Source organism: Pseudomonas sp. NFACC16-2 (assembly GCF_900119205.1).
Classification (GTDB): domain Bacteria; phylum Pseudomonadota; class Gammaproteobacteria; order Pseudomonadales; family Pseudomonadaceae; genus Aquipseudomonas; species Aquipseudomonas fluorescens_Q.
On sequence record NZ_FPIX01000002.1, the window covers coordinates 169,381 to 185,988 of the forward strand.

Annotated in this window: 17 protein-coding genes and 1 pseudogene; 7 read left to right on the forward strand and 11 right to left on the reverse strand. The window is 62.1% G+C overall.

Annotated features, from left to right (window positions below; translation table 11 throughout):
- The first annotated feature begins 63 nt into the window (after positions 1–63).
- On the forward strand, positions 64–285 hold the full coding sequence (locus BT116_RS03845; protein WP_256572555.1) for a hypothetical protein: 222 nt from the start codon (positions 64–66) through the stop codon (positions 283–285).
- 303 nt (positions 286–588) lie between these two features.
- Positions 589–1,353 (forward strand): SDR family oxidoreductase, encoded by a 765-nt coding sequence (locus BT116_RS03850; RefSeq protein WP_072340183.1) that lies wholly within the window; start codon positions 589–591, stop codon positions 1,351–1,353.
- A 129-nt stretch (positions 1,354–1,482) separates the two neighbouring features.
- On the opposite strand, the gene BT116_RS03855 is transcribed toward BT116_RS03850, so the two are convergent.
- The 8 genes and pseudogenes from BT116_RS03855 to BT116_RS03890 all read right to left on the reverse strand — a co-directional run bounded on the left by BT116_RS03855 (position 1,483) and on the right by BT116_RS03890 (position 7,671).
- Entirely contained in the window at positions 1,483–2,616 is a 1,134-nt protein-coding gene (locus tag BT116_RS03855; protein WP_072340185.1) for an AGE family epimerase/isomerase, read from the reverse strand.
- A 201-nt stretch (positions 2,617–2,817) separates the two neighbouring features.
- The gene (locus BT116_RS03860; RefSeq protein ID WP_072340187.1) at positions 2,818–3,390 is read right to left on the reverse strand and encodes a HupE/UreJ family protein; all 573 of its coding nucleotides are present in this window, start codon (positions 3,388–3,390) and stop codon (positions 2,818–2,820) included.
- A 31-nt stretch (positions 3,391–3,421) separates the two neighbouring features.
- Positions 3,422–4,036: an urease accessory protein UreG gene (ureG, locus tag BT116_RS03865; RefSeq protein WP_003197309.1), complete on the reverse strand. Its 615-nt coding sequence runs from the start codon at positions 4,034–4,036 to the stop codon at positions 3,422–3,424.
- Positions 4,037–4,045: 9 nt separating this feature from the next.
- A complete protein-coding gene (locus BT116_RS03870) occupies positions 4,046–4,720 on the reverse strand; it encodes an urease accessory protein UreF (RefSeq protein WP_072340189.1) in 675 nt (224 codons plus the stop codon).
- Positions 4,717–5,217 carry an urease accessory protein UreE gene (gene ureE / locus BT116_RS03875; protein WP_063323158.1) on the reverse strand — a complete coding sequence of 167 codons (501 nt, stop codon included), beginning with the start codon at positions 5,215–5,217 and terminating at the stop codon, positions 4,717–4,719. The genes BT116_RS03870 and ureE overlap by 4 nt, the downstream gene beginning before the upstream one ends.
- Positions 5,218–5,439: 222 nt before the next feature.
- Positions 5,440–5,821, reverse strand: a pseudogene (locus BT116_RS03880) (DUF6124 family protein).
- 466 nt (positions 5,822–6,287) lie between these two features.
- The gene (locus tag BT116_RS03885; RefSeq protein WP_014336338.1) at positions 6,288–6,920 is read right to left on the reverse strand and encodes a TetR family transcriptional regulator; all 633 of its coding nucleotides are present in this window, start codon (positions 6,918–6,920) and stop codon (positions 6,288–6,290) included.
- A gap of 157 nt (positions 6,921–7,077) precedes the next feature.
- The gene (locus BT116_RS03890) at positions 7,078–7,671 is read right to left on the reverse strand and encodes a hypothetical protein (protein WP_072340191.1); all 594 of its coding nucleotides are present in this window, start codon (positions 7,669–7,671) and stop codon (positions 7,078–7,080) included.
- A 376-nt stretch (positions 7,672–8,047) separates the two neighbouring features.
- On the opposite strand from BT116_RS03890, the gene BT116_RS03895 reads away from it, so the two are divergent.
- Positions 8,048–10,123, forward strand: a complete 2,076-nt coding sequence (locus BT116_RS03895) for an AsmA family protein (RefSeq protein WP_072340193.1) — start codon at positions 8,048–8,050, stop codon at positions 10,121–10,123.
- A 48-nt stretch (positions 10,124–10,171) separates the two neighbouring features.
- Here BT116_RS03895 and BT116_RS03900 read toward each other — a convergent pair whose 3' ends face one another.
- Both BT116_RS03900 and BT116_RS03905 read right to left on the reverse strand, forming a co-directional pair.
- Positions 10,172–10,702, reverse strand: coding sequence for a ferritin-like domain-containing protein (locus BT116_RS03900; protein ID WP_003197320.1), 531 nt, complete (start codon positions 10,700–10,702; stop codon positions 10,172–10,174).
- Between the two features lie 57 nt (positions 10,703–10,759).
- On the reverse strand, positions 10,760–11,740 hold the full coding sequence (locus BT116_RS03905; RefSeq protein WP_170845932.1) for a LysR substrate-binding domain-containing protein: 981 nt from the start codon (positions 11,738–11,740) through the stop codon (positions 10,760–10,762).
- 97 nt (positions 11,741–11,837) lie between these two features.
- Here BT116_RS03905 and BT116_RS03910 point away from each other — a divergent pair, with 97 nt between their 5' ends.
- From BT116_RS03910 to BT116_RS03925, 4 genes are all read left to right on the forward strand, one after another.
- Positions 11,838–12,476, forward strand: a complete 639-nt coding sequence (locus BT116_RS03910; protein ID WP_072340197.1) for an FMN-dependent NADH-azoreductase — start codon at positions 11,838–11,840, stop codon at positions 12,474–12,476.
- Between the two features lie 119 nt (positions 12,477–12,595).
- Entirely contained in the window at positions 12,596–13,486 is an 891-nt protein-coding gene (locus BT116_RS03915) for an esterase/lipase family protein (protein WP_072340199.1), read from the forward strand.
- Positions 13,487–13,623: 137 nt separating this feature from the next.
- On the forward strand, positions 13,624–13,911 hold the full coding sequence (locus tag BT116_RS03920; protein ID WP_072340201.1) for a PsiF family protein: 288 nt from the start codon (positions 13,624–13,626) through the stop codon (positions 13,909–13,911).
- Positions 13,912–14,129: 218 nt separating this feature from the next.
- The gene (locus BT116_RS03925; protein ID WP_003197331.1) at positions 14,130–15,143 is read left to right on the forward strand and encodes an AI-2E family transporter; all 1,014 of its coding nucleotides are present in this window, start codon (positions 14,130–14,132) and stop codon (positions 15,141–15,143) included.
- A gap of 133 nt (positions 15,144–15,276) precedes the next feature.
- Here the strand turns inward: BT116_RS03925 and BT116_RS03930 are convergent, their stop codons facing one another.
- A complete protein-coding gene (locus BT116_RS03930; RefSeq protein ID WP_072340203.1) occupies positions 15,277–16,551 on the reverse strand; it encodes an Hsp70 family protein in 1,275 nt (424 codons plus the stop codon).
- Between the last annotated feature and the right edge of the window lie 57 nt (positions 16,552–16,608).

Below are 16,608 nucleotides of genomic sequence, written 5' to 3' on the forward strand. Positions count from 1 at the left end.
GACTTGTCCCCGTTTGCTGTGGAACTGGCTGTGGGTAACGTGGGAGTAGCTGGCTGAAAGCCTTTGAATACGTGGCTTTCAGGGCTGTGGTCGTTTTTTGATCAGGTGTTTTTAGTCAAGCGGGAATGGCTGTTGTCAACACTTTTGTGGCCGCTGCAATGGGCTCGAAAGTCGCTGGGCAAGCCTGTGGATAAGTCTGTGGTTAAACTCTGGAAAGACGGCGCTGAGCTGCGTCGTTACTGGCTTGGAGCCACCGCCCATCTCGCATTGGCTTATAGCAGATAACTTGCGCTGCACAACCTCACTTACAGGGTCAAGCGAAAAAATTTTCCAAATACCCCGCAAAGCCTTATGCGCAGCGGCTTGCGGGTTTTGCACTTGCCCCCGATTACTGTGGACGTGCCTGTGGATAAGGTGCGGGCAACCGGCTGCGGCCCTTGTTCGACAAGGCCTGGCGTTGATTGGTTGTTTTATGAGCAGTCGTTGGGCAAAAGCCGTGTGCAAGCCTTGCCCCTACCGTGCCAGGGCGGGCATGCTGTGGGCCGATTTCCATTCAATGGCTGTTGAAGTTCAAACAAGGAGAACACGATGTCTGACACCCTGTTTATTACCGGCGCGACGTCCGGTTTTGGTGAAGCCTGTGCCCGTCGTTTTGCCGAGGCCGGTTGGAAACTGGTGCTGACCGGTCGTCGTGAAGAACGCCTCAATGCCCTCTGTGCCGAGCTGTCGAAGCAGACTGAAGTCCATGGCCTGGTATTGGATGTGCGTGATCGCAAGGCCATGGAAGAGGCCATCGCCAACCTGCCGCCATCCTTCGCCAAATTGCGCGGGCTGATCAACAACGCCGGACTGGCCCTGGGCGTTGACCCTGCACCCAAATGCGACCTTGATGACTGGGACACCATGGTCGACACCAATGTGAAAGGGCTGATCTACAGTACTCGCCTGCTGTTGCCGCGCCTGATCGCCCACGGTCGTGGGGCCGGCATCGTCAACCTGGGTTCCATCGCCGGCAACTACCCGTACCCGGGCAGCCACGTGTATGGCGCGAGCAAGGCATTCGTCAAACAGTTCTCCCTGAACCTGCGTTGCGACCTGCAAGGCACGGGTGTGCGGGTGAGCAATATTGAGCCGGGCCTGTGCGAGAGCGAGTTCTCCCTGGTGCGCTTCGGTGGCGACCAGGAACGCTACAACGCGACCTACGCCGGCGCGGAGCCGATCCAGCCACAGGACATCGCCGATACGATTTTCTGGGTGCTCAATGCGCCAGCGCATATCAACATCAACAGCCTGGAGCTGATGCCGGTGAGCCAGACCTGGGCCGGGTTTGCCATTGAGCGCAACAAGGCGTAGCGGGAGAGCCTGTGGTGAGGGGATTTATCCCCGTTGGGAGCGTAGCTCCCCTAAGACCTGAGCCCATGATTTATCTTTTTAGGGCTGCTGCGCAGCCCAGCGGGGATAAATCCCCTCGCCACAGAGGCGTTACACCAAGTAATCGGCCAGTCCGCGATAGCAGGTCAGCAGGTGATACGGCGTGGTGGACGGCATGTCCCGACGGCTGACCATGCCATCGGCGTCCAGGCATTCGTTCCAGCCCCTGGCATGGAGGAAATGCTGCTGCAAGGTCTGCAATTGACGCAGTAACACTCCCTGGTTGCCAGGGCGTAATGTCAGTGCCCGCAGGTACTCGGCCTGAGCCCAGATGCGTTGGGTGGCATCGCGTGGGGCTGCCTGGGATCCCAGGGCCAGCGTTGCACACACAGCGCCCGAGTCCGGGGCGACGCCGCGTTGTTCGGTATGGCCGAAGCTGTGCTCCAAGGCTGTGTGCAACTTGCCGTTGCGCAACAAGGGCGATGAGGCCAGCAAGTAATACCATTCGAACTGGTGCCCCGGCTCGAACCAGTTATCCACAGCCTTGAGCGGCTTCTCCATCATCACGCGTTGCTGCGGCTCGATGAAATGCTTGGACATCCCGTCGCAAAGGCTCAGCAGCGCCTGGCGGACGTTGGCGTCTTCGCGAACCGACAAGGTCGCGAGGAACGCTTCGGCCAGATGCATCAAGGGGTTTTGCAACGGGCCGGATCCGATCGTTGACCAGTCGCGCTTTAGGCTGGCTTCGTAGAGGCCGTCTGCGCTGGCAAAGCGCTGGGCAATGACCTCCAGGCTCGCGTTGAGCACCGACTCCACCAGCGGTTCGCGGACCTTGCCCCAGTAATGGGCGCAGGCGAACAGGATAAAGGCGTGGGTGTAGAGGTCTTTGCCGGTGTCCAGCGGCGCGCCTTGCGGGTCGATGCTGTAGAACCAGCCGCCATGCTCGGCATCGTGGAAATGACGCTGCAGCGAGCGGAACAGTGCACTGGCCCGCTCCTCGGCCTGGGGCACTTCGCCGATCAGGTTGGCGAACACATACAACTGCCGCGCACAGGCCATGGCGCGGTAGCGCTGGGGTGGCAGCGGCACATGCTCGGCATCAAGGGATTCATAAGGCAACGCCAGTTCGGCATTCCAGCCCGGGCCTTGCCACATCGGCACGATCACGTCGTGAAAATGCTGACGCACCGTTGCGAACAGGGCGGTCAATTCAAGCTGGGGAGCGGGGCGGGAAGCATGAGGCATTGGCGGACGTCGTCACGGCTGGGGGCGATTGCGCGACATGGTAGCAGAGTGACCGACTCCAGAGAGATGGTGCTTGTAAGTCCGTCATCGCGAGCAAGCTCGCTCCCACAGGGGCCGGTGTACACCGATCAAAGTGTGGAGGCCCGATCAAGCTGTGGGAGTGAGTTTGCTGGCGATGACGGCCTGGCAGGCGCTAAAGAATCAGCCCGCCAGCAACCAAACCCCAGTCGCCGCCGAAGCTGCCCCGGCCAATCGAACCAACGGCGCCGCCGCTCGCGGCAACACCCGCACCAGGGCAAACCCGGCGCCATGCAACGCCGCCGTCGCTGCGACGAAGCCCACCGCATAGGCCCACGGGCTCGACATGTCTGGCAGTTCCAAGCCATGGGCCACGCCATGGAACAGCGCAAACAGTGCCGTCGCACCGACTGCCAGGCTCAATGGCGGACGCACCGCCAGTGCCACCGCCAGGCCCAGGGCGAGTACCGAGGCGGCGATCCCGCTTTCCAGCGCTGGCAGATCCAGGCCTTCAAAGCCCAGCAGGCCGCCGAGCAGCATTGTACCGACGAAGGTGCAGGGCAGCGCCCAGCGCGCGGCGCCTTGTTGTTGCGCGGCCCACAAGCCGACCGCTAGCATCGCCAGCAAATGGTCGAGCCCACCGATGGGGTGGCCGAGGCCGGCGATCAGGCCATTGTCGCCATGGCCGGGATGGGCGAAGGCCAAGGCTGGGGTCAGCAGCAGGGCAAGGGCACCGAGGATGCGTTTGAAGGTCATGGATAAGCTTCCTTGTGGTCAGTCGGAAAGATCAGGCGGCGGTCAGCAGACCCTGGCGCTCGATGAAGGCGATGATGTCGTCCAGGCCCTGGCCGGTCTTCTGATTGCTGAACACGAAGGGCTTGCCGTTGCGCATCCGCCGGGTGTCGCTGTCCATCATTTCCAGGGACGCACCCACCAGCGGTGCCAGGTCGATTTTATTGATCACCAGCAGGTCTGATTTGCAGATGCCCGGCCCGCCCTTGCGCGGCAGCTTGTCACCGGCCGAGACGTCGATCACATAGATGGTCAGGTCCGACAATTCCGGGCTGAAGGTCGCCGACAGGTTGTCGCCGCCTGACTCCACCAGGATCAGGTCCAGGCCCGGGAAGCGCCGGTTCAACTGGTCCACCGCCTCCAGGTTGATCGACGCGTCTTCGCGAATCGCCGTGTGCGGGCAACCGCCGGTTTCCACGCCGATGATCCGCTCCGGCGCCAGGGCCTCGTTGCGCACCAGGAAGTCGGCGTCTTCGCGGGTGTAGATGTCGTTGGTAACCACCGCCAGGTTGTAGCGTTCACGTAGGGCCAGGCACAGGGCCAGGGTCAGGGCGGTCTTGCCGGAACCTACCGGGCCGCCGATACCGACGCGCAGAGGTTGTGTATTCATGAGTGTCTCCTAGGAACGGAACAGACGGCTGTACTGGCGCTCATGGGCCATGCACGCCAGGGACAGGCCAAATGCGGCGCTGCCGTAATGATCGGGGTCGATGTTCGAGGCGTCGCGCTGGGCCTGTTGCAGCAGCGGTAGCAGCTCGCTGGTCAGGCGCTGAGCCGCTTGCTGCCCCAGGGGCAGGGTTTTCATCAGCACCGCCAGTTGGTTTTCCAGCCAGCTCCACAGCCAGGCGGCGAGGGCGTCCTGGGGGGCTATCTGCCAGGCGCGGGCGGCCACGGCCCAGCCCAGCGCCAGATGCGGTTCGCTGCGCTGTTCGAGAAAGTCTCGCGCGGCGCGGTCGAGTTCCGGCAGGCCCGCGAGCAATTGCTGCAATGAGTAGCCCATCTGCCGGCTCTCCTGATACAGCTCACGGGTTTCCCGGCTGGCGCGGTGTTCTTCGCAACGTTGCAGCAGCGCGTCCCAATCGTCAGCGGCGGCTGCGGTGCAGTGCGCCAGCAACAAGGGCGCTTCGAAGCGTGCCAGGTTCAGCAGCAATTGATCGCTGATCCAGCGACGGGCGTCGTCAGGGTTTTTCACCTGGCCGTTGTCCACCGCCATCTCCAGCCCCTGGGAATAGCTGTAGCCACCAATCGGCAGTTGCGGGCTGGCCAGACGCAGCAGCGCCCAGGCCGGGTTCATGTGCGCACGCCGAACTGATGCAGGCGCGGCGCGTAGTTGAAATCTTCGTCGCCGTGCCGGGAGTGGTGGTGACCGCCGCCATAGGCGCCGTGTTCCGGCTGGAACGGGGCTTCGATGGATTCGGCGCGGGCGCCCAGTTGTTCGAGCATCGCCTTGAGCACGTAGTCGTCCAGCAGGCGCAACCAGCCATCGCCCACTTGCAGGGCGACATGGCGATTGCCCAGATGGTAGGCGGCGCGGGTCAGTTCGAAGGCGTTGGCGCAGGTGACATGCAGCAGTTGTTCGGCGCGGGCGCAAACGCGCACGATGCGCCCGTCTTCAGCTTGCAGGCATTCGCCGTCGTACAGCGGCGGTTGGCCCCGTTCCAGGAACAACCCCACGTCTTCACCCTCGGCACTGAAACAGCGCAGGCGGCTTTTGCTACGGGCGTCAAAGGTCAGGTGCAGCTCGGCGTCCCAGCGCGGTTGAGTGTCGATTCTGCGATGAATCACCAGCATCGGAGTGCTTCCAGCAATGAACAGTGCTGTGTTTAGAGCAAGGGGCTTGCCAACCGAATGAGATGTAGGAAATAGCTGGGATGGCGTTTCAGGATGGGGCGGATTGCGTGCCATGTTGGTGCGCGACGAGATGGCGCGCACCATTTTGCGGCTGACACAAAAAAATTGTGGGAACAGGCTTGCTCGCGAAGGCGTCGGCTCAGCTTGCATCAAAACAAAGCGCTACCCCTTGGCACCAGGCGCCGCCATCTCCTTGGTTTCCAGATGATCCAACGCCCGCTCAACCAACAACTGCCCCATCGGCCATGCGGTTGATCGCCAGGGCGACGCAGCGGCGTGAATCGTCCACATCGTCAGCCAGGTCGGCGGCGATGGTGCTGATGGAGAGCAGGTCTTCGGAGGCGTTGGCGAGCAGGGTTTCGGTGTCGATGTGGGGGGACACGATGAAGAGTTGGTTTTTGTCAGGTTCGGGCGGTGAGGCGGGCTTGGGCTTGAGGTAGTAGTCGAGGGCGCGGGTGGCGGCGTCTTCGAGCTTTTTTTCTTCCTGCGCTTCGACGCGGGATTTGTGGCCGCTTTGCGGGGGATTCGGAGTTGCTTTGAACATAGTGAAAATTCCTGGAAGTGGAGCCGACACCCTCCGATTGCACGTCGAAAAATGGGTGGCAGCTGTACGTAGGTGTGCAAGACCGGTCCAGGAACCCGGCAGACCCGAAGGTCTCCCACGCGCAGCCGCCATAACAGTCGGCGAGCATAGAAAAATGCTCGTCGAATAGCCATAACGAATGCGTTCCTAGATCGGACTTGCACGTCCGTATCACCGTTTTTTGCGATGACGAACAAAGGTTAGCGGCGCTCGAAATGGCTGCCTAGTTCATGAACAACCCGGCGTGTTGAAGGAAGTGTCCGAGGGTTTGGCAGGGAAAAGCCCCGAAAGGTCACAGCGGTCGGCAGTTCCTACAGAGATGGCCACATCTCCCAGGCGGTTCTTCGGGAGGCGGTGTGTCGGGTGAGCAATCGGGGGGCTGAGACTCCGCTGTCGCGAGCAAGCTCCCACAGTGGGTACATCGGGGTTATTCGGTACTGCCCAACCCTTGCCAATGCTTGAGGCCAATGAAAATGAACCGCAGTTGCTGGGTAATCTTCGCCTGGGGCGTGAGATGTTCGGGGAGGGCTTGGGCGGGTGGGTCGATGATGTCCGGCAGGGTGGCGAATACGCTCTTGACGATGAGGTCGGCCATCACGCCCAGGGCGGCCAGGTCCAGGTGCTGCAATTTGGGCATCAAGGCCAGGTCGGCTGCCAGGTCCGAGCTGATGTCTTCGCGCAGTTGGGCGATGGCCTGGCGCACCGGCAGGGAACCGCCGTATTGCTCGCGGGCCAGGAACAGGAACTGCGATCGGTTGGCCTGCACCACATCGAGAAAGATTCGCACTGACGCGTCGATAATGCCGCCCATGACGAATTCGTTGTGGCGTACCAGGCGGATGGTTTCGCGGAAGGTCTGGCCGACTTCGCTGACCAGTGCCAGGCCCAGTTGGTCCATGTCGTCGAAGTGCCGGTAGAACCCGGTGGGGACGATGCCGGCTGTCCGGGCGACTTCCCGCAGGCTCAGGCTGCCGAACCCCCGGCCGCACTCCATCAAATGGCGGGCTGCGTCCATCAGGGCAATTCGGGTCTGTTGTTTCTGTTCGGCGCGGGGCAGCATCGCAAGGCTGGCTTCTGATTCACGGGAGCGACGCACTCTAGCAAATCGGCTTTGTCGACGTCGAACGGTAGAGAGGGATCAGGCGGGGAAAGCGAAGGGTTTGAAAAGTCAAAAGCCCGATTGGAGGAATCGGGCTTTTTTCTGGGCCACCATGGGCTCAGCTCACTGCACTGTTGCGTTCGATCACACGGTCACCACCGTCAGCTGCCAGGGTCTGGCCTTGTGGAGTGCGCTCGGTACCGTCAGCTGCGAGGGTCTGGCCTTGTGGGGTGCGCTCGGTGCCGTCAGCTGCCAGGGTCTGGCCTTGTGGGGTGCGCTCGGTGCCGTCGGCTGCGAGGGTCTGGCCTTGTGGAGTGCGCTCGGTACCGTCAGCTGCCAGGGTCTGGCCTTGTGGGGTGCGCTCGGTACCGTCGGCTGCGAGGGTCTGGCCTTGTGGCGTGCGCTCGGTGCCGTCAGCTGCCAGGGTCTGGCCTTGTGGGGTGCGCTCGGTACCGTCGGCTGCGAGGGTCTGGCCTTGAGGCGTGCGCTCGGTGCCGTCAGCTGCGAGGGTTTGGCCTTGTGGGGTGCGCTCGGTACCATCTGCTGCCAGGCCTTTTTCCTTCAGGCGTTCATTTCCGCCTTCAGCGACTGTCTGGCTGTAGACAGAATGGCTGTCCTTGACCTGTGGCGTGGCTTGTTCGGAGGCTGGCAGGGCGAAAGCCGTGGAGGCCAGCAGTGAAAGGGACAGGCTCATCAGTAATTGGCGTTTCATGGTCGTTGCTCCTTGGGAGGGCGATAAAGTGGGTACGAGGGCAATGCTACTCTCGATAAGTCGATATAAAAGTTCATAAAGACAATGGTAATAATCAACGGAATTGATTGTTCTGGGCGAAGGCTCTAGAACGGGCGTTTCCGAGGTGTGGTTTTGCACCGAGGTGGGTATTTTGTACCCACTACTGCCTCGCAAATGTGCGGGTGCGGTAACAGTTTGTTGGCTGATCGGTCAGGAATATTGCTTTTTTTGTGCCGTTCATCGGCACCTGTGGGCTGCTTTACCAGTCCAACCCTTCATAACGAACCGACTGCAGGGTCGTGTTCCCAGCGGCGTCGCGGTTGCGCACGCTGACTTGTCATCAGGAGCCTTGTGCATGACGCGCACCTCGAAAATCCTCGCCTGGAGCTTTGCCAGCCTTGTTGTCCTGCTGGCCGTGCTGGTCCTGGTCATCGCGTTCTTCGACTGGAACCGCATCAAGCCTGCGCTCAATGCCAAGGTTTCCGAGGAGTTGCATCGCCCCTTTGCCATCAACGGCAATTTGGCGGTTGCCTGGCAGCGTGAACCGGAGGAAGGGGGCTGGCGAGCCTGGATGCCCTGGCCCCACGTGGTGGCCGAGGATTTGAGCCTGGGCAACCCTGATTGGTCGAAAAACCCGCAAATGGTCACGCTCAAGCGTGTCGAGTTGCGCGTGTCCCCCTTGGCCTTGCTGGCCCGGCGGGTGGCGATACCGCGCATCGACCTGACTGAGCCCAATGCCAACCTGCAGCGTCTGGCTGACGGACGCGCCAACTGGACCTTCCAATTCGATCCGAAAGACCCGGACGCCGAGCCGTCCAGCTGGGTGGTGGACATCGGCGCCATCGGCTTCGACAAGGGCCACGTCACCCTTGACGACCAGACGCTCAAGACCCGGCTCGATCTGTTGATCGACCCGTTGGGCAAACCCATCCCCTTCAGCGATATCGTCGGTGACAAGGCCGCCAAAAAGGCCCAGGACCAGGGCGCGACGCCGCAGGACTACGCGTTCGCCTTCAAGGTCAACGGGCAGTATCACGGGCAAAACCTGGCTGGCTCCGGCAAGGTCGGTGGTTTGCTGGCATTGCAGGATGCCTCACGACCCTTTCCGCTCCAGGCCCAGGCGAAGATTGCCGAGACCCGCGTCGAACTGGCCGGCACCCTCACTGACCCGAGGAACCTCGGCGCCCTGGATCTGCGCTTGAAACTGGCCGGCAACAGCCTGGCTCATCTCTACCCGCTGACCGGCGTGACCCTGCCGGATTCACCGCCCTATGCCACCGATGGCCACTTGATCGCCAAGCTGCATGAGCCGGATGGGGCGCTGTTCCGCTACGAGGCGTTCAACGGCAAGATCGGCGACAGCGATATCCATGGCGACCTGGCTTATGTCGCCAGTCAGCCGCGGCCGAAACTCAGTGGCGCGCTGGTCTCCAACCAATTGCTGTTCAGCGACCTGGCGCCGCTGATCGGTGCTGACTCCAATACCGAGCAAAAGGCCCGTGGCGGCGCCAGCAAGCAGCCAGCCGACAAGATCTTGCCCGTGGAAGAGTTTCGCACCGAGCGTTGGAACGTGATGGACGCCGATGTGGAGTTCACCGGCAAGCGCATTGTCCATAGCGAGCAGCTGCCATTCACCGACCTGTATACCCATCTGGTGCTCAACGATGGGCAGTTGAGCCTCGAGCCCCTGCGCTTCGGCGTGGCCGGTGGTCGCCTCGATGCGCAGATCCGCCTCAATGGCCATGCCCAGCCCCTTGAAGGCCGGGCGAAGTTGACGGCGCGCGGCTTCAAGCTCAAGCAGCTGTTCCCGGGTTTTGAGCCGATGAAAACCAGTTTCGGCGAATTGAACGGCGATGCCGATATCACCGGGCGCGGCAATTCGGTGGCGGCGTTGCTGGGCACTTCCAATGGCACGCTGAAAATGCTCATCAACGATGGCGCCATCAGTCGTGAGCTGATGGAGCTGGCGGGGCTGAACGTCGGCAACTACGTGGTGGGGAAAATCTTTGGCGACAAGGAAGTGAAGATCAACTGCGCAGCGGCGGACTTCGACATCAAGACGGGCCTGGCAACCACGCGTCTGTTCGTGTTCGACACCGAGAACGCGATCATCTACATCGACGGCACGGCGAACATGGCGAATGAACAGCTGGACCTGACCATCACCCCCGAGTCCAAGGGCTGGCGCCTGATTTCCCTGCGCTCGCCGTTGTACGTCCGGGGTCCGTTCGCCAAGCCCGCCGCCGGGGTCAAGGCGGTGCCGCTGATGCTGCGCGGCGCCGGGATGGTGGCGTTGGGTGTGATCGCTGCACCGGCCGCCGGCTTGCTCGCGCTGGTAGCGCCCAGCGGCGGTGAGCCGAACCAGTGCGCGCCGCTGCTGGAGCAGATGAAAGCGGGCAAGGCACCGGTGACGGTCAAGCCCACCCGGTAGCTCGGTAGTGCGGTGAGGCGGCTGGCCTCATCGCGAGCAAGCTCAGTATCAGAGGTCGGCCAGGATATCGGCCATGTCATCGGCATGCTCTTCTTCCTGGGCCAGGATGTCTTCGAAGATGCGCCGGGTGGTCGGGTCTTTTTCGCCAATGTACTGGATGATTTCCCGATAGCTGTCGATGGCGATCCGTTCCGCCACCAGGTCCTCGTAGACCATTTCCTTGAGGGTGTTGCCCGCCACGTACTGGGCGTGGGAATTGCGGGTCAACAGGTCGGGGTTGAACTCCGGCTCGCCGCCCAGCTGCACGATTCGTTCGGCGAGTTTGTCGGCGTGTTCGGCTTCCTGGTTCGCGTGCTCGAGGAATTCACTGGCCGCCACGCTGGCCTTGAGGCCGGTGGCCATGAAGTAGTGGCGCTTGTAGCGCAGCACGCAGACCAGTTCGGTGGCTAGCGCTTCGTTGAGCAGGCGGACAACTTCCTGCCGATCGGCGCCGTAACCTTCGGTCACTGCGCCGTTCTGCACGTTCTGCCGTGCGCGTTCGCGCAGGGTCGTTACATCGGATAAGTGCATGTCGCTCATCTCGTTCTCCTGGAGGCTGATCCGGTGGGAGCGTCACGCTCTGATGGCGCGATCACTCTAAGTCTGAGTGACACGGTCCTGAAAAAGTTTTACCGAGTTTTTCAGCGCATAGCCGGACAGCCGTGCTTCCTCCCCTAGCCACTGGAAGAACGCCCGCACCGGGGGATGGCGTTCGCGGCCCGGGACGCACAGGGCGCTGTAGCCGGCGCCATTGACCTGGACGTCCGGGCGATAACCCACCAGCAAGCCACTGGCGATGCTTTCGGACGCCAGGATATTACTCGCCAGCACCAGGCCCTGCCCGGCGATCGCCGCTTGCAAGGCGTAATGCTCCTCGTCGTACGCGCGCATGCACGGCTGCCGGGTAAGCCAGGTTTCCCCGGCCAGGGCGCACCAGGCATCCCAACCGTGGGCGTACAGCTTGGCGTTGTGCCAATGCACGCTGATCAGCGTCGGCACCTGCCGTGCCGCCAGGGCCACCTGTTCAGGCGAGCCATAGACCCCGAAGCTTTCATCGAACAGGCACATGCCGTACAGGTTCGGGTAGGCGTCCAAGCTGTAGCGCACCACCAGGTCGACGCTGGCGTCCTGGTGCAGGTCGATCACTTCGCAGTGGGTGTCCAGGCGCACGTTGATGTTCGGGTGACGCGCATAAAAACGCCCCAGGCGAGGCACCAGCCACAGGGCGGCAAACGCTGCGGTGGTGGACAGTGTCAGGTGGCTGGTGCTGCGTTGCGGGCGCAGGGTGTCGACGCTTTGGGCCACTTCCAGCAACGCCCCGTGCAGGCTGTGGAACAGGCGTTGCCCGCCGTCGGTGAGGCGTACCTGGCGTGGCAGGCGTTCGAACAGCGCCAGCCCCAGCCAGCTCTCCAGGGATCGAATCTGATGGGAGACCGCCGTAGGCGTCACCGACAGCTCCGCCGCAGCCGCCTTGAAACTGAGCAGCCGCGCGGCAGCCTCGAAGGCGCGCAGGGCGTTGAGCGGCAGATTGGCGAACATTCTGATTCTCCTGAAATGCAATGGATGAAAATAACTCATCCAGATGAACTAACGCTCATTTGTCTGTCAGCGGCGACGAACTGCAAGCTGAAAGGCACAAACAGTGTTGATTGTAGCCGCGCAAAAGGAGATTCAGATGAGTAATATTCTTGTGGTGCATGGCAGTCCCCGTGGCGAGCGCTCTCATTCCCGGCGCTTGGCCGAGGTCTTTGTGTCGGCGTGGCAGGCCGCCCATCCACAATCGCAATTGACCCGTCGAGAAGTTGGACGGACGGTGATTGCACCGGTCAACGAAGCGTTCATCGCCGCGGCGTTCTACCCCGAGCCCCAGGCCCGTCCGTTGATCATGCAAGCGGACCTGGCCCTGAGCGATGCCTTGGTCGAGGAGTTGCAAGCCCATGACCGACTGGTGATCTCCGCGCCCATGCACAACTTCAGCGTGCCCGGCGGCGTGAAGGCCTGGATCGACCAGATCGTGCGCATCGGGCTGACGTTCAACCACAGCCTGGATAATGGCGTGTCGCACTACGAGCCGCTGTTGCTGGGCAAGAAAGCCCTGATCGTGACCAGTCGCGGCGATTTCGGTTTCGGCCCTGGCGGCCCGTTGGAGAGCATGAACCACGCCGATACGCTGTTGCGCACCGTCCTGGGGTTTATCGGCATCACCGATGTGACAGTGGTGGCGGCAGAAGGCGAGGAGTCGGCCGAGCGCAGCTTTGCGTTGTCCTGCGCCGAGGCCGAGGAGCGTTTGCTGGCGCTGGCGCGGACTTTTTGAAAAAGGGCTGCTGCGCAGCCTAGCGGGAGCAAGCTCCCTCGCCACGGATTCATCTGGGTGTCATAGACTGGTCATCATCAGTACCGATGCTGACCCCTCTTGATCACAAGGATGTCGCCATGTCGCAACGCTGCGCCACTCGTTATCCGCTGGTACTGGTCCCGGGCATGCTCGGGTTCATACGCCTGGTGTTGTATTCGTACTGGTATGGGATCGTCTCGGCGTTGCGTCGCGGCGGGGCAGTGGTCGTGGCGGTGAAGGTTTCGCCGCTGCATTCTTCCGAGGTGCGCGGCGAGCAATTGCTGGCGCGGATCGATGAGATCCTGCGGCAAACCGGTGCGCAGAAAGTCAACCTGATCGGCCACAGCCAGGGCAGCCTGACCGCCCGCTATGCGGCGGCCAAACGGCCGGACCTGGTGGCGTCGGTCACGTCGGTGGCCGGCACCAACCACGGCTCCGAACTGGCGGATTACCTGCAAGCCCACTACCCCGCCGACAGTGCCAAGGGGCGCGTGCTCAGTGCCGTGCTGCGCCTGATCAACACCCTGATGAGCCTGCTGGAAACCGGCTATCGCGGGCCGAAGCTACCGGTGGATATACAGGCGTCCCATGCTTCCCTGACCACCGCCGGGGTGGCGCTGTTCAACCAACGTTATCCACAGGGCTTGCCGCAAACCTGGGGCGGGAATGGACCGGAAGAGGTCAATGGCGTGCGTTACTACTCGTGGTCCGGCACCTTGCAGCCAGGCAAGACCGATAGAGGGCGCAATCTGTTCGACGGCACCAACCGCACTTGCCGTTTATTCGCCCGCACCTTTGTCAGGGAAGCGGGGCAATGCGACGGCATGGTCGGACGCTACAGCTCGCACCTGGGAACGGTCATCGGCGATGACTATCCGCTGGACCATTTCGATATCGTCAACCAATCGCTGGGGTTGGTGGGCAAGGGGGCCGAGCCGATCCGGTTGTTTGTCGAGCATGCCGAGCGGTTGAAGGCTGCCGGGGTGTAGCCTGTTGGACCGCGTTATCGTTCATCGCGAGCAAGCGCTAGATCAGGCCCTGAGGGTCAACCTGGGGAAGGTGTAACAGGCGTTGTCTACACTGCACCTCATCGCCGTACCCTCGTGCGGCAGCCAGGAGAACCACCATGAAGATGCTGCGTGTCCCTCTGTTGATGATCGGTTTGCTACTGTGTTCCCAGGGCTTCGCCGCGACGGCGCAGCAGACCAAGATGACCACCTGCAACGCCGACGCCACCGCCAAGGCGCTCAAGGGCGACGAGCGCAAGGCCTTCATGAGCACCTGTCTCAAGGCTACCGCTGTACCGAGCACCCCGCAGGAGCGTATGAAAACCTGCAATGCCACGGCCACCACCCAGGCATTGAAGGGCGATGCCCGCAAGGCGTTCATGAGTGAGTGCCTGAAGAAAAAATAAGCGTTGAACCCATGAGCCCTATCGTGAGCAAGCCCGCTCTCACGGTGGGGCTGTGTTGCCCGGTCCGGAGTGGGAGCGAGCTTGCTCGCGATGGGGCCGGCACATCCACCGCAAAAAACCCTGAACTGCGACGAAGGTCGGCCGATACAATCCCTAGTGCTGCTAGTGGAAGGCTGGCAGACTGCCGATCCTTTCACGCCGTTTTGTCCTGAGGCTGTATGCCAACGTTTTCTCAGCGTCATGTGTTGTTGGTGATCAGTTGGGTGATCATTTTTGGTGGGCTGTTGCTGGTGCTGCCGCTGCGCCTGTTGCCGAGCCTGCTGGCCGGGCTGCTGGTGTTCGAACTGGTCAACATGCTCACCCCGCAGTTGCAGCGACTGATCGAAGGCCGCCGTGCTCGCTGGTTGGCGGTGGCGTTGCTGGGCACGCTGGTGGTCAGTGTGCTGACGTTGATCTTCGCCGGCGCTTTCAGTTTCCTGTTGCATGAAGCGGAAAACCCGGGCGCGTCCCTGGACAAGTTCATGACCGTGGTCGACCGTGCCCGTGGGCAATTACCGCCGTTCATCGACGCTTACCTGCCGGCCAGCGCCGCCGAGTTCCGGGTGGCGATCGGTGACTGGGTGAGCAAGCACCTGAGCGACCTGCAACTGGTGGGCAAGGACGCGGCCCACATGTTCGTGACGCTGCTGATCGGCATGGTGCTGGGGGCCATCGTTGCCCTGCAGCGCATCCCCGACCTGACCAAGCGCAAGCCTCTGGCCGCGGCGCTGTTCGATCGCCTGAACCTGCTGGTCAAGGCGTTTCGCAACATCGTCTTCGCCCAGATCAAGATTTCCCTGCTCAACACCTTCTTCACCGGGATTTTCCTGGCGGTGGTGCTGCCGTTGTTCGGCATCAAGCTACCGCTGACCAAGACCCTGATCGTGATGACCTTCCTGCTGGGGCTGCTACCGGTCATCGGCAACCTGATGTCCAACACGCTGATCACCATTGTCGGCTTGTCGCTGTCGATCTGGGTGGCGGTGGCGGCGCTGGGTTACCTGATCGTGATCCACAAGCTCGAGTACTTCCTCAACGCCCGCATTGTCGGCGGGCAGATCAGCGCCAAGTCCTGGGAGTTGCTCATGGCGATGCTGGTGTTCGAGGCGGCATTCGGCCTGCCGGGGGTGGTGGCGGGACCGATTTATTATGCGTATCTCAAGAGTGAGTTGAAGCAGGTGGGGATGGTCTGATCGAGGGTATGTGGCGTCTGGTCTGGCGCCATCGCGAGCAAGCTCGCTCTCACAGTTGACCGGGTTTTTTCAGAAAGAATGCGGTCGAATGTGGGAGCGAGCTTGCTCGCGATTCAGGCGCCTCGGTCCTGGATCAGGCCTGTGTGCCGTAACGCTTCAGCGCCTCGATTGCCAACCCGCTGCCGATACTGCCGAAGATATTGCCTTCCACATGCCGCGCCTGGGGCAGCATCGCCGAGACGCTGTTGCGCAGCGCCGGGATACCGCTGGAACCGCCGGTGAAGAACACCGTGTCCACCTGATCGACCCGCACGTTGGCATCGCCCAGCAACTGCGTGACGCTGCCGCGCACTCGCTCCAGCAAGCCGTCGATGGCCGACTCGAACAAGGCCCGGCTCAGGTCCACGCTCAGGCCTGGCTCGATCCGGTCCAGCGGCACGTGGCGCTGGTCGGCGTGGGTCAGCTCGATCTTGGTTTCTTCCACTTCCATCGCCAGCCAGTGCCCGGCGCGCTGTTCGATCAGTTTGAACAACCGGTCGATGCCGCCGGTGTCTTCGATGTCGTAGCGCATGCTGCCCAGGGCGAGGGTGGATTTTTGCGAGTACACCGCGTTGATGGTGTGCCAGGTCGCCAGGTTCATGTGGTGACTGGTGGGCATGTAGGCGCCACTCTTCATGCGGCTGCCGTAGCCGAACAGCGGCATCAGGCCGGCTAGCGAAAGTTGCTTGTCGAAATCGGTCCCGCCGATGTGCACGCCACCGGTGGCAAGGATGTCGGCGTGGCGGTTGTCGTGGGTGCGGCGCTCGGGGGACAGGCGCACCAGGGAGAAGTCCGAGGTACCGCCGCCGATGTCGACGATCAGCACCAGCTCTTCTTTCTCGATGGTCGATTCATAGTCGAATGCCGCCGCGATAGGCTCGTACTGGAACGAAACCTCCTTGAAACCGATGGCGCGGGCGACGTCCACCAAGGTGTTTTCCGCTTCCTGGTCGGCCATTTCATCGTCGTCGACGAAAAACACCGGGCGGCCCAGCACCACTTCTTCGAATTCCCGGCCGGCGGTGGCTTCGGCGCGTTTCTTCAACTGGCCGATGAACAGCCCCAGCAGATCCTTGAACGGCATCGCCGTGCCCAACACGCTGGTGTCGTGCTTGATCAGCTTGGAGCCCAGCAGGCTCTTGAGCGAGCGCATCAGCCGGCCTTCGTAGCCTTCCAGGTATTCGTGCAGGGCCAGGCGGCCATACACCGGGCGGCGTTCCTCGAGATTGAAAAAGACCACCGAAGGCAGGGTGATCTTGTCGTCCTCCAGCGCGATCAACGTTTCCATGCCGGGGCGCAGCCAGCCGACAGTGGAGTTGGACGTGCCAAAGTCGATGCCGCAGGCACGGGCCGGGGATGCGTTTTTCATGTCTTTCGGGTTCCAGTTGAAAAAACGGCCGCGCAGTGTATGCCAGTGTGGCGCGGA